The sequence below is a fragment of the Mycobacterium sp. JS623 genome, from assembly GCF_000328565.1.
GTDB lineage: Bacteria > Actinomycetota > Actinomycetes > Mycobacteriales > Mycobacteriaceae > Mycobacterium.
On the sequence record NC_019966.1, the window covers coordinates 5015790 to 5027771 of the forward strand.

Consider the following 11982-nt stretch of genomic DNA (forward strand, 5'->3'; position numbering starts at 1 on the left):
ACTACAGCGTCAGGCCGGGGTACAGCGGGTTGGCCGCCAGCAGTTCCGTAGCGCCGGCGTGCACCCGCTCGGCGGTGCCGTCCGCCAGCTGGTACTTCGCTTTCGACGTTCCCTCCGGCTGCGTGTTGGACAGCACGTCGACCATCAGCTCGGCGACGCGGTCGAAGTCGTCGGCCCCGAAGCCGCGGGTAGTCAACGCCGGGGTGCCCAACCGAATGCCGCTGGTGTACCAGGCGCCGTTGGGGTCGGCCGGGATCGAGTTGCGGTTGGTGACGACACCGGAGTCCAGCAGCGCGGACTCGGCCTGGCGACCGGTCAGCCCGAACGATGTCACGTCGAGCAGCACGATGTGGTTGTCGGTGCCGCCGGTGACCAGTCGCGCGCCACGCTTCAAGAAGCCATCGGCGAGCGCCTTGGCGTTGTCTGCCACCCGCTGCGCGTAGGCCTGGAACGCTGGTTGACGGGCCTCGGCCAGCGCGACGGCCTTGGCCGCCATCACGTGAGAAAGCGGCCCGCCCAACACCATTGGGCAACCCTTGTCCACAGCGTCGGAGTATTCGGCAGTCGCCAGCACCAGCCCGCCGCGCGGCCCGCGCAGCGACTTGTGCGTCGTGGTGGTGGTGACGTGGGCGTGCGGCACCGGGTCCTCGTCGCCGGTGAACACCTTGCCCGCGACGAGGCCTGCGAAGTGCGCCATGTCGACCATCAGGGTGGCGCCCACCTCGTCGGCGATCTCACGCAGCTTGGCGAAGTTGACCCGCCGCGGGTAGGCCGAGTATCCGCCGACCAGGATCAGCGGCTTGAATTCGCGCGCGGCCTTCGCGAGCGCGTCGTAGTCGAGCAGCTCGGTGTTCGGGTCGGTGCCGTAGCTGCGCTGGTGGAACATCTTGCCGGAGATGTTCGGCCGGAAGCCGTGGGTCAAATGGCCGCCCGCGTCGAGCGACATGCCCATCAGCCGCTGGTTGCCTAGTTTGGCGCGCAGCTCCTGCCAGTCCGCCTCGGCGAGATCGTTGACGTTCTTCGCATTGAGCGCCGCTAGTCCGGGACCTTCTATGCGGGTGGCCAGGATCGCCCAGTACGCAACGAGGTTGGCGTCGATGCCCGAGTGCGGCTGCACATAGGCATAGGGCGAGCCGAACAGTTCGCGGGCGTGTTCGGCGGCCACGGTTTCGACGGTGTCGACGTTCTGGCAGCCGGCGTAGAACCGGTGCCCGATGGTGCCTTCTGCGTACTTGTCGGACAGCCAGCTGCCCATGGTGAGCAACGCCGCCGGTGAGGCGTAGTTCTCGCTGGCGATCAGTTTGAGCGAATCCCGTTGGTCGGCAAGCTCTTTGCGTGTGGCCGCCGCGATGCGCGGCTCGACGGACTCGATGATCTGCAGGATCGAGCGGTAAGCGGCGCTTGCGGTATCGGCGTACTCGGCACCGGGAGCAGCGGTGGTGGTGGTCGCGGTCGAGTCAGCGGTCATGCGGTTCAGCCTACGTCCCGCAGAATCGACTGAAGGCTCATGGTCTACCGCGGTTTACGTGAGGCGGTGGCGAAGTTCAGGCCGATTTTCCGCCATGGCGTCACGCAACGTGGCTGTCATGCCCGCAGCGCCGACGGAATCAGCGGCTCGTCTAGCAGTCGGCCGAAGCGCTCGGTGAGGCTGATCCCGTCGGGCCTGGCGTCCAGCCAGCCGCGGAGCAACCGGTAGCCCTCGACATAGGTGCTGGTGTAGGCGCGCCACAGCGGCGAGGACAGGAAGCGCAGCATTTGCCGGGCGCGCTCGTCGTTGACCAGCAGCCAGCGCTCGAGGAAGGCGACGACGTCGTCGACGTCGCGGTGCTCGTCGTGCAGCATCAGCGCGGCGTCCTGGCGCACGTCGGCCAGCGCTGCCGAGGCTTCCGACACGCCCTCCGCGCGCTCGCCGTCGAACCGCAGCCCCAGATCCGCGTATATGTCGCTGGCCCAGCCGCCCCAGTTCGGTCCGATCGCGGCGTGCAGCGCCAGGTCGGCCAGCCCCTCGGCCATCAGGCATTGCGGCGTGTTGACCAGGAAGATCGTCTGCTCGGCCTGGCCCTTGCCCTCGACGAGGCCCGCTTCCTTGCGGCAGTGCTCGGTGTGGTGGCCCGGATAGGACTCGTGCGCGACCAGCCGCGGCAGGTTGGACATCTGCTGCTTGAGGTCGGCGTTGACGGCGACGGTGGAGCGGTAGTCGCCGAGGTAGTAGTTGAACCCCGACCATGGCTTGTCGGTGACCACCTCGTAGGTGATGGTCTCGGTGTCGGGCAAGGGGTATTCGGCGCGCACCCGGTCACGCAGCGCGCTGGAGAACGCGTGGATGGCTTCCTCGAGCCGGGCCGGCGGGATCTCTTCGGACGCGCGGTAGTTCTGCATGCGTTCGGCGAGCGATCCGTTGCCCGGTAGCGCGTCGTCGAGCTTGCGGTGGGCCTGCTCGTAGCGCTCGGGATCACCCTTGGTGATGCGCACGTCGAAGTAGGCGGCAACCTCGTCGACGAAGCCGACGTCCTGGCCCGCGAATTTCTTGCCCGCGCAGGCCAGCGCCCGCAGGTGGGCCGCGACGTAGTCAGCGCGGGCCGGTTCGAGACCATCGGGGATTTCGGCCAGCAATCGCTCGGCCTGAACGGCCAGGTCAGCGGGGTCCGGGACCGGCTCGTTCTGTACCTGTTGACGCAGGGCGGGGTCGCCGGTGAAGGAGTCGACGTAGCCGTGCTCGATCCGGTCGAAGCGCAAACCGAGCAGCAGATACTCACGGACTAAGGGAGATGAAGCGCCGGCGCCCGGGCCCATATTCATGGCCTCAACCGTAAATGCAAGACTGAGCCCATGCCGCGGCTGAGCGAGCCGAGCCCCTATGTGGAGTTCGACCGGAGTCAATGGCGCGCCCTGCGCATGTCGACGCCGATGAAGTTGACGGAAGACGAGGTGCTGCAGCTGCGGGGTCTCGGCGAGAAGCTGGATCTGCTGGAGGTCGAAGAGGTCTACCTGCCGCTGGCTCGGTTGATCCACCTTCAGGTCGCGGCGCGCCAGCGGTTGTTCGCCGCTACGTCTGAGTTCCTTGGTGAGCCGCAGCAGAATCCGGACCGGCCGGTGCCGTTCGTCATTGGTGTGGCCGGCAGCGTCGCGGTCGGCAAGTCGACGACTGCCCGTGTGCTGCAAGCTCTTCTGGCCCGCTTCGGGAACCACCCGCAGGTCGACCTGGTCACCACCGACGGCTTCCTATATCCGAATGCCGAGCTGACCCGACGAAACCTGATGCACCGCAAGGGTTTTCCTGAGAGCTACGACCGGCGCGCGCTGATGCGGTTCGTCACGGCCGTCAAGTCGGGTGCCGACAAGGTCTGCGCGCCGGTGTATTCGCATCTGCTCTACGACATCGTGCCTGGCGAAAAGCAGATCATCAAACACCCGGAGATCCTGATTCTCGAGGGCCTCAATGTATTACAGACGGGCCCGGCGCTGATGGTGTCGGATCTGTTCGACTTCTCGGTGTACGTCGATGCCCGCATCGAGGATATCGAGCATTGGTATATCAACCGGTTCCTCGGCCTGCGGACGACGGCGTTCGCCGATCCGGCATCGCACTTCCACCACTACGCCACGTTGACCGATGAAGCCGCGGTGTTCGCGGCCCGCGATATCTGGCATTCGATCAACCGGCCCAACCTGATTGAGAACATCCTGCCGACGCGCCCCCGCGCGACGCTGGTGTTGCGCAAGGACGCCGACCACGCGATCAACCGGCTGCGGCTGCGCAAGCTGTAGACCCGAACACGTCGAATGGCCACTTATGACACGCGTTTCGGGAGAAACCGTGCCATAAGTGGCCGCTGGACGACTACTTGGCGCGGCGCCAGCCCTGGTATTGCAGTTCGGCCATGATCAGGGTGTAGACACCGACGGCCAAGGTCGACACCACACCTGTGGTGGTCAGCGGGAAGACGTCCGCCAGCACGAAGACGATGCTTGCGACCGTGTAGAGCACGTTGCCCGCGGCGATCACAATGCCCGCCTGCCTGACCGACGGCCTCGCGGCCAGGAGAAACACGCCCACAGCGAAGGCGACGAAGAGTGCGCTCACGGAGTACTCGAATGCCTTTGTAATGCCTGATGTCTCCGAGATCCAGCCGGCCAGCGCGAGGCCTGCGATACCCATCAGTCCGCTGCAGGTCGCGTCGGTTCGAAGGGCGAAGCGCAGGAACGAGTCGCTGGATTGCGCGAGTTTCGGTGTGCTGATGGCGGTCATGAAACTTCCTTTCTTGTTGGGTGAGTACCGTTCCGGAGCCGACGCCGCAACCTCTTACGGCGGCGGCTCCGGACCAGTCATGTGGGAATCACGCGAGACGACGCACTCCGAGGTATTGGGCGGAGGCGAAGGCGAGGGTCGCGACGGTGAATGCGACCGTCGCGGCGACTCCGAGTTCGGTCAGCGGTAGCCACCCGGCGACGAGGACTACGGTGACGAGGATCGCGAAGGCGACGTTTCCGGCCAGCACACCGACGCCGACGCGTCGGACGTCGGGCAGGCCGGCGGCCAGGTAGATCGCAGCGCCGTAGACCACCAAGGCCGCGCCGCCGATCCACTCCGACGTCGACGACAGACCGGACGGCCGCGACAGCGGATCGGCCGCCATCGCGACGAGCAGCCCAAGGCCGGCACACAGGGTGGCGTCGGCGCGAAGGGCAAAACGTAATAGCGAGTCGGTACTTTCCCGGACCGGGCGGGTGCTGATTGCGGTCATGGTTCTGAGATTGCTCAGAATCCACTGCCAGATCGACGCCGGACGCTGCCAGTTACTGCCAGCCGCAGGTCAGCGACGATGCGGGCGAGGAACGAGCCCGAGGAGGAGGTGACCAATCAGGGCTGGGCAACGACTCAATCTTGGGCAGCGACGAGATTTCCGCGCAGATCCGCGGCGATCAGCCGGGCCGCGGCGTTCTGCCAATTGTGCAGCGACCGCTGCGGCACCTCGGTGACGAACCACTGCCACGCCTGCCGGGCAACCGGGTCCAGTCCCGAGGCGGTGGCGTTCTGCGCGTAGGCGCGCACCCCGACGACATACGGGAAGTACAGCGAGTTGTAATGCCGCCATTGCTCGGTAGTGCCGAAGTCGCCGCCGTCGCGGGGCTTGAGCCGTGCGATGTGATCGGCCAGCAGGGCCTTGAGTTCGTTGGCTCGCTCCAACGGTGCATCGGGCGCGCCGCGGGCGGCCAGCCGCTCATCGATGATCGGCAGCGCTGTCAGCGGACTGGCGACGAGCTTGGACAGATCGCCGTAGTGGCCGAGCGCGCGGCGGGTGAGGCGGACGAAGGTGTCGTCATCGACACCGTCGAGCGGGTTGGCCGACCGTAGCGGCAACGCCGCTTCGGTGCGCCGCAACGCGGCGCGGTCGGCCCGGAGGTCGGGCGAGCGGGAGAACGCGACACGGTCGAGCAGCCCGGCCAACGGATCGGCGAGCACGTTGATCGCGATTGCGATGCCCAGGCTGGTGAACAGCAGCACCGTCAACGCCGTCTGCTGCCCCGATACCGCAAGGCCGATCAACAGCTGCCCGCCGAACAACAGCGCCACCACGGCTGTCGCCGCGAACGACCGCAGCATATCGGCCCGCAACGCCTGCCCCTCGTCGAACGCGTCCCACATCGCGACGGCCAAGCCGAGCACCCCGACGTCGAACCCCGTGGACGCCAACGCAATCCAGCTCGGGACCAAACCCAGCGGGATGACGACGATCGCGTTGGCGAGCGCGAAGAACAGCGTGCCGATCACAACGAACCGTGTGACACGTCGGGGCGAGCGCTGCATCACCACGATGATCATCGCGCCCAGCGTGGACGACGAGATCGCCGCGAACATCACCCAGTGACCCAGCCGCACCGGGCCGTCGACGTTGCCTGCCAGCACGGCGCCGAACAGCGCGACAGCGCCGACACCGGCCACAAGCGCGATTTCGCCTACCCGACTGCGCCAGGTGTCACTCGGCCGCGACATTTCGAGCAATACCGCGAACCACGCGACGCCAGGCACGACGACGAGGTAGACCTCGATGCTGCTCAGCACGTCGGACCCGCTGACAACGCGGACCGCATCGAGCGCCACCACTGATGCGAAACTGGTCAACCCGATCGCGGCGAGGACCAGCACGGGCTTGCGTGGGTCACGGGCCAGCAGATAGAGGCCCAACCACCAGCTGAGCGAGAACACCACCGCTGACCACGCAGCCATGGCTCAAGTGTGGCATCACATGCCAGATCGGCCGAGCCGATTACAGGCCGTACCGGCGATGGCGCGCGGTGTAGTCACGCAGCGCCCGGAGGAAGTCGACCCGCCGGAACTCCGGCCAGTACGCCTCGGTGAACCACATCTCCGAGTACGCGCTCTGCCACAGCAGGAAGCCGGACAGCCGCTGCTCCCCCGATGTGCGGATCACCAGATCGGGGTCCGGTTGTCCCGAGGTGTAGAGGTTCTCCGAGATCGCGTCGGCGGTGACGGCCTCGATCAACCGCTCGCCGCTAGCGCCGTCGGCCAGCTGCTTGCCGAGTAGCGCCCGAACCGCATCGACAATCTCCTGGCGCCCGCCGTAGCCGACAGCGAGGTTGACATGGAATACCCCGGCAGCCGCTTCCGACTGCGTCGACTCGACGGCCTCGCGCAGCCGTCGCGCCGGCTCCTCCCCGATCAGCTCGAGGTCGCCGACCGTACGGACACTCCATCGATTGGCAGGGGCGCAGATCTCCTCGGTGACGTCGGTGATGATCCCGATGAGCGACGCCAGCTCACCCGGGTCACGCTGCAGGTTCTCGGTGGACAGCAGATAGACCGTGGCCATCTCGATGCCGGCTTCCTGACACCAGCGCAGCATCTCGGCGATCTTGCGGGCACCCATTCGGTAGCCGTAGCTCACGTCAGCGTGACCAGCATCACGTGCCCATCGTCGGTTACCGTCACACAGCACCGCGATGTGGCGGGGCAGTTCAGTTTTCGAGGACGCCAACCCCTGACGCAGCCGCATCTCGTAGAGGCGGTACATCGGTTCCTTGAGACGAGGAGGAATGATGTCCACGAGGATCCAGACTACTGTTTCGGTCGAAGACCCCCATGGCATTGATGGAGGTGACATGGCCCAGATCGACACCGCCGACGAGGCCCAGCAACAGCCGCCGCGCGTATACGCCGAGGACTTGCCCGAAGCCGTTGCCGATGGCGTCGCCCAGTTCCTCGGCAAGCCACGGCTGCGCGGCTGGATCCACGTCTATGGCGCCGTCGTCGCGTTCATCGCCGGCGCCGCGCTGGTGTCGGTGTCGTGGGCCGTGGAGTCGACGCGCGCCGGCCTGGCCACGCTGCTCTACACCTTCACGATCGTGGCCATGTTCGCCGTCAGCGGCACCTACCACCGGGTGACCTGGCGCTCGGTGGATGCGCGCAAGTGGATGAAGCGCGCGGATCACTCGATGATCTTCATCTTCATCGCGGGCAGCTACACGCCGTTCGCCCTACTGGCGTTGCCGTCGGAAAAGGGCTGGGTGCTGTTCTGGATCGTGTGGGGCGGCGCGATCGCGGGCGTGCTGCTCAAGATGTTCTGGCCGTCCGCGCCGCGCTGGGTCGGTGTGCCGCTGTACATCCTGCTCGGCTGGGTCGCGGCGTGGTTCGTCGGACCGATCATGGACGGCGCAGGCGTCGCCGCGCTGGTGTTGTTGATCGTCGGCGGTGCGCTGTATTCGATCGGTGGCGTTCTCTATGCGCTGAAGTGGCCCAACCCGTGGCCGACGACATTCGGGCACCACGAGTTCTTCCACGCCTGTACCGCGGTCGCGGCGATCTGCCACTACATCGCGATGTGGTTCGCCGTCTTCTAGGTCACCCTTTCCGCTCGAGCGGCCGTGTTTGTACACGACACGCCGCCGAAAGGTGGCATTTTGGGGTCGCTCGCGCTAGAAGGTCGTGACGTTGTCCTGGCTCCAGTAGGCCTTCATCGATGAGATCTTGCTGTCCTCATCGAACGTCATCGTGCTGATGATGTCGATGCGCATCCCGTTGCCGCCGAAGTCGAGCGACAGTGTCCAATGAAACGCCGCCTCGTTGCCGATCGCGCGCAGGGTCAATACCTCAGTCTCGGCCTTGACGTTCTCGATCGCGCCGTAGAAACCGCGGATCGCTTGGCGGCCGATGTGCACCTCGCCGCCAACGGGGTCCTCGACGGTGGCGTCGTCTGCGTAGAGCGAGGCGACCTCATCGGGCTGCCCCCTCGAGACGAAATCGAGGTAGCGGGTGACGGTCTGGGTGATGTCTTCGGCGCTCGGCATGGCCGAGACGCTACCTCAGCGCGGCCGTCAATTCGGCGATAGTGGTGACAGGCAGATCGCACATCCGACCGCGACAAACGTACGCGGCATCGGCGCCGTTGACCCTGCCGCGGTCAAGCAGAAGCTCCGAGGAATCCACCGGCCCACCGACGACAACCGCTCCCCCAGGCGCCAATTCGCGTGCGGCAGAGAGCAATTGCGAATGCTGCGGATCGCAGGACACCGCGATCTGAATCGGCCCGCGCACTGCGGCTTCGGCAACTGCAAGCCAATGTCCGCCCGAGCGGGCCAGCCGGGCCAGGATCGGCGTCGCGCTGGCCAAGGTGGCTTCGGCGGCGGCGGCGTAACGCTCCGGGTGAGGTGCCAGGTGAGTGGCCAGCTGCAGCGCCTCCGCGATTGACGAGGCGCCCGACGGGGTGGCGCCGTCCAGCGGGTCGGCCGGCCGGACCATCAGCTGCTCGGCGTCGTCAGCGGTGTCGAACCAACGGCCGTCCCGCTCGGGGTTGGCGAAATGGTCGAGCGCGACGTCGAGCAGCCCGGTGGCCGACTCCAGCCAGGACGCATCGCCCGTCAGCTGATACAGCGTCAACAGCCCGGTCGCCAGGGTCGCGTGGTCTTCGAGGATCGCGGCGCTGTCGCCGACCCGACCGCCGAGGCTGGCACGCCGCAGCCGGCCGTCGACGAGGTGCAAATCGAGGATCGACTGCGCGCATTGCGTTGCCGCGCCAAGCAACCCACGGCGGCCCAACGCCACACTCGCCTCGGCGAGGGCAGTGATCGCCAGCCCATTCCAAGCAGTGACGACCTTGTCGTCGCGGCCGGGCTGCGGCCGGGTCAGCCGCGCGGTCAGCAGCTTCCCGCGGACCCGCTCGAACCTAAGCGCGTCGTTCGGATCGGCCGGCAGCTGCAGCACCGAGCTGCCCTGCTCGAAGGTGCCTGCCTCGGTCACAGTGAAAAGCGTTGCAGCCCAACGCCCGTCGTCGTCACCCAGCACGTCGCGCAGCTGTGCAGGCGTCCAGACGTAGGTCAAGCCTTCTTCGCCGTCAGCGTCGGCGTCCAGCGACGAGGTGAACATGCCACCGACGCTCAGGTCATCGATGACGAAGCGGGCAGTCTGCTGGGCAACCCTGCGCGCCAACGGGTTACCGCTGCGCCGGGCCCAGTGCGCATACACCCGAAGCAGCAGCGCATTGTCGTACAGCATCTTCTCGAAATGCGGCACCACCCACGACGCGTCAACGCTGTAGCGGGCGAACCCGCCGGCCAACTGGTCGTAGATTCCGCCCCGCGCCATCGCTGTGCAGGTCCGCTCCACCGTCTCCATCGGCATGATGTCGCCGGTGCGTTCGTGATTGCGCAGCAGCGCTTCCAGTAGCACCGACGGCGGGAATTTCGGCGCACCGCCAAAGCCACCGCGCTCGATGTCCTCGTCCCGCAGCGCTGCGGCGACGGCGTGGTCGCACAGCGCCGGCTGCACCGGCGGCCCTCCGCCGGGCAAGCCTGAGGCCATCGATCGCAGCTCACCCGCGATCCGGTCGGAGGCCTGCTCGACCTCAGAGCGCCTGCTGCGCCAGGTCTCAGTGACAGCGGCCAACAGCTGCAAGAAGTTCGGCTTCGGATAATACGTCCCGCAGAAGAACGGCCTGCCGTCCGGCGTGAGGAAGCACGTCATCGGCCAGCCGCCCTGCCCGGTCAGCGCGACGGTCGCGTTCATGTAGACCGCGTCGAGGTCGGGCCGCTCCTCGCGGTCGACTTTGATGTTGACGAAACCCTCGTTCATCGCCGCGGCGACCTGGTCGTCCTCGAACGATTCGTGGGCCATCACGTGACACCAGTGACAGGCCGCATACCCGACCGACAGCAGGATCGGCACGTCGCGCTCGGCCGCCTCGGCCAGTGCCTGGGGCGTCCACTGCTGCCAGTGCACCGGGTTGTCGGCGTGCTGGCGTAGGTAGGGGCTGGTCGCCTCCGAAAGGGTGTTACCCGCCGGGCTCACTCTTGTGGTCCTCGTCGAGCGGTTGGTCCGGCTCGGAGTCAAAGGACTTGGGCAGCTTGCGCAGGTGCCGATTCATCGACCACACCAACGCGAACGTGCCGATCAACAACAGCACGATGATGACGAGGCCGAACGGGCTGGCCTTGCCAAAGTCCGGGCCGGTGTTGCGGGGCGCATCATCGGCAAGCAAGCCGATCGCGAGCATCAGCGTGTCGTTCATGTGTCGATGCCCGCGAACAGGTCGGTTTCTGGCAACGACACCGACACCCGCGATCGGGCAAGCTCGAATTCTTCAGTGGGCCAAAGCCTTTGCTGCCATTCCATCGGGGTGGCGAAGAAGAAGCTGTTGGGATCGATCTGGGTGGCGTGGGCGCGCAGTGCGTCGTCGCGCTGCGGGAAGTACTTCGCGCACTCGATTCGCGTCGTCACCCGCTTGTCGAAGATGTCGTGGTCGGCGTCCCACTGTTCGAGCCACTTGGCGAACGGGCCCTCCTGGCCGTGTTTGGCGAACTCGTCCTGCAGCAGCTGCATGCGCTTCCGCAGAAAACCGTGGTTGTAGTACAGCTTGAGCACATTCCAGGGCTCGCCTGCATCGGGGAAGCGCAGGTAGTCACCAGCAGCCTCGTAGGCGGCCACCGAAACCTGATGGGTGCGAATGTGATCCGGATGCGGGTAGCCACCGTTCTCGTCGTACGTCGTCATCACGTGCGGCTTGAACTTGCGGATGACGCGCACCAGTTCCTCGACGGGTTCCTCCAGTGGCACCAGGCCGAGGCAGCCGTCGGGCAGCGGGGGTGGTGGGTCGCCCTCAGGAAGGCCGGAGTCGACGAAGCCCAGCCAGTGGTGCTCGACCCCGAGGATCTCGGCGGCCTTGGCCATCTCGTCGCGGCGGATCTCGGCCATCCGGCCGTGCACGTCGGGCAGGTCCATCGCGGGATTGAGGATGTCCCCGCGTTCGCCACCGGTGAGCGTCACCACCATCACGCGCACGCCCTCATCGGCGTACCGCGCCATCGTCGCGGCACCCTTGCTGGACTCGTCGTCCGGGTGGGCGTGCACCGCCATCAACCGCAGCTCGCTCAACCTGTTCTCTCTCACCTGTGCAGACATTCCGAGACGGTTCAACCATCGTCGGTGCCCCTATAGTTCCAGCACTAGTAGATCTATCCGACCGACGGGTTTGCAAAACGAGATGATCGAGCGTCCCACCGCCCGCTACGGGCCGCAGCGGCTGTCGCGGACCAACCGCCGCTGGATCGCCATCCTCCTGGGTGTCCTGGTGCTCGGGGTCGGCATTGCGATCGCCGTGATCGCCTCACAGCGGCTCGGCACCGGCGAGGTCAAGGGCGAGCTGGGCGGCTATCAGCTGGTCGACGACCAAACCGTGCAGGTGACGGTCACCGTGACCCGCGACGACCCGTCCCGGCCGGTGGTGTGCATCGTCCGGGCCCGCTCGATCGACGGCAGCGAAACCGGCCGCCGCGAGGTGCTGGTCAGTCCGTCGACGCAAAAGACCGTGCAGGTGACGACGATCGTCAAGACCAGCAAACCGCCGGTGGTCGGCGACGTCTACGGTTGCGGCACCGACGTGCCGTCGTACCTGGTGGCTTCCTAGGCGGACCGCAGACGTCGGCGCAGCAAACGGCGAGCAGCCGAAATGTAAAAATCCGCTGTCGCGA

Annotated in this window: 13 protein-coding genes; 3 read left to right on the top strand and 10 right to left on the bottom strand. The window is 66.5% G+C overall.

The features are described 5' to 3' along the window. Position 1: 1 nt before the first annotated feature. Both MYCSM_RS24435 and MYCSM_RS24440 read right to left on the bottom strand, forming a co-directional pair. Complete coding sequence (locus MYCSM_RS24435) at positions 2-1468, bottom strand: glycine hydroxymethyltransferase (protein WP_015308851.1); 1467 nt, start codon at positions 1466-1468, stop codon at positions 2-4. A gap of 116 nt (positions 1469-1584) precedes the next feature. Further along, positions 1585-2793, bottom strand: coding sequence for a hypothetical protein (locus tag MYCSM_RS24440; RefSeq protein WP_015308852.1), 1209 nt, complete (start codon positions 2791-2793; stop codon positions 1585-1587). 36 nt (positions 2794-2829) lie between these two features. Between MYCSM_RS24440 and coaA the strand changes: the two genes are divergently transcribed. Then, the gene (coaA, locus tag MYCSM_RS24445; protein ID WP_015308853.1) at positions 2830-3768 is read left to right on the top strand and encodes a type I pantothenate kinase; all 939 of its coding nucleotides are present in this window, start codon (positions 2830-2832) and stop codon (positions 3766-3768) included. A 73-nt stretch (positions 3769-3841) separates the two neighbouring features. On the opposite strand, the gene MYCSM_RS24450 is transcribed toward coaA, so the two are convergent. From MYCSM_RS24450 to MYCSM_RS24465, 4 genes are all read right to left on the bottom strand, one after another. Next, positions 3842-4249 carry a hypothetical protein gene (locus tag MYCSM_RS24450; protein WP_015308854.1) on the bottom strand — a complete coding sequence of 136 codons (408 nt, stop codon included), beginning with the start codon at positions 4247-4249 and terminating at the stop codon, positions 3842-3844. Positions 4250-4337: 88 nt separating this feature from the next. Beyond that, positions 4338-4745 carry a hypothetical protein gene (locus tag MYCSM_RS24455; RefSeq protein ID WP_015308855.1) on the bottom strand — a complete coding sequence of 136 codons (408 nt, stop codon included), beginning with the start codon at positions 4743-4745 and terminating at the stop codon, positions 4338-4340. Between the two features lie 134 nt (positions 4746-4879). Next, positions 4880-6229 (bottom strand): hypothetical protein, encoded by a 1350-nt coding sequence (locus MYCSM_RS24460; protein WP_015308856.1) that lies wholly within the window; start codon positions 6227-6229, stop codon positions 4880-4882. A 40-nt stretch (positions 6230-6269) separates the two neighbouring features. Further along, on the bottom strand, positions 6270-7067 hold the full coding sequence (locus MYCSM_RS24465; RefSeq protein ID WP_015308857.1) for a (2Z,6E)-farnesyl diphosphate synthase: 798 nt from the start codon (positions 7065-7067) through the stop codon (positions 6270-6272). A 55-nt stretch (positions 7068-7122) separates the two neighbouring features. Between MYCSM_RS24465 and trhA the strand changes: the two genes are divergently transcribed. Then, positions 7123-7860 (top strand): PAQR family membrane homeostasis protein TrhA, encoded by a 738-nt coding sequence (gene trhA, locus MYCSM_RS24470; RefSeq protein WP_051073809.1) that lies wholly within the window; start codon positions 7123-7125, stop codon positions 7858-7860. Between the two features lie 75 nt (positions 7861-7935). Here the strand turns inward: trhA and MYCSM_RS24475 are convergent, their stop codons facing one another. From MYCSM_RS24475 to mca, 4 genes are read right to left on the bottom strand one after another with little or no spacing between them, the layout of a single operon-like run. Next, a complete protein-coding gene (locus MYCSM_RS24475; RefSeq protein ID WP_015308859.1) occupies positions 7936-8307 on the bottom strand; it encodes a nuclear transport factor 2 family protein in 372 nt (123 codons plus the stop codon). 10 nt (positions 8308-8317) lie between these two features. Continuing rightward, entirely contained in the window at positions 8318-10303 is a 1986-nt protein-coding gene (locus tag MYCSM_RS24480) for a thioredoxin domain-containing protein (protein WP_015308860.1), read from the bottom strand. After that, complete coding sequence (locus MYCSM_RS24485; protein WP_015308861.1) at positions 10287-10523, bottom strand: hypothetical protein; 237 nt, start codon at positions 10521-10523, stop codon at positions 10287-10289. The genes MYCSM_RS24480 and MYCSM_RS24485 overlap by 17 nt, the downstream gene beginning before the upstream one ends. After that, on the bottom strand, positions 10520-11386 hold the full coding sequence (gene mca, locus MYCSM_RS24490; RefSeq protein WP_041314861.1) for a mycothiol conjugate amidase Mca: 867 nt from the start codon (positions 11384-11386) through the stop codon (positions 10520-10522). Before mca ends, MYCSM_RS24485 begins: the two co-directional genes overlap by 4 nt. Before the next feature lie 109 nt (positions 11387-11495). Here mca and MYCSM_RS24495 point away from each other — a divergent pair, with 109 nt between their 5' ends. Beyond that, positions 11496-11918 carry a DUF4307 domain-containing protein gene (locus tag MYCSM_RS24495; RefSeq protein ID WP_015308863.1) on the top strand — a complete coding sequence of 141 codons (423 nt, stop codon included), beginning with the start codon at positions 11496-11498 and terminating at the stop codon, positions 11916-11918. Positions 11919-11982: the final 64 nt, after the last annotated feature.

Coding starts and splice junctions, on each gene's coding strand:
- MYCSM_RS24435 (WP_015308851.1), bottom strand. CDS start 1,468: ATGACCGCTGACTCGACCGCGACCACCACCACCGCTGCTCCCGGTGCC.
- MYCSM_RS24440 (WP_015308852.1), bottom strand. CDS start 2,793: ATGGGCCCGGGCGCCGGCGCTTCATCTCCCTTAGTCCGTGAGTATCTG.
- coaA (WP_015308853.1), top strand. CDS start 2,830: ATGCCGCGGCTGAGCGAGCCGAGCCCCTATGTGGAGTTCGACCGGAGT.
- MYCSM_RS24450 (WP_015308854.1), bottom strand. CDS start 4,249: ATGACCGCCATCAGCACACCGAAACTCGCGCAATCCAGCGACTCGTTC.
- MYCSM_RS24455 (WP_015308855.1), bottom strand. CDS start 4,745: ATGACCGCAATCAGCACCCGCCCGGTCCGGGAAAGTACCGACTCGCTA.
- MYCSM_RS24460 (WP_015308856.1), bottom strand. CDS start 6,229: ATGGCTGCGTGGTCAGCGGTGGTGTTCTCGCTCAGCTGGTGGTTGGGC.
- trhA (WP_051073809.1), top strand. CDS start 7,123: ATGGCCCAGATCGACACCGCCGACGAGGCCCAGCAACAGCCGCCGCGC.
- MYCSM_RS24475 (WP_015308859.1), bottom strand. CDS start 8,307: ATGCCGAGCGCCGAAGACATCACCCAGACCGTCACCCGCTACCTCGAT.
- MYCSM_RS24485 (WP_015308861.1), bottom strand. CDS start 10,523: ATGAACGACACGCTGATGCTCGCGATCGGCTTGCTTGCCGATGATGCG.
- MYCSM_RS24495 (WP_015308863.1), top strand. CDS start 11,496: ATGATCGAGCGTCCCACCGCCCGCTACGGGCCGCAGCGGCTGTCGCGG.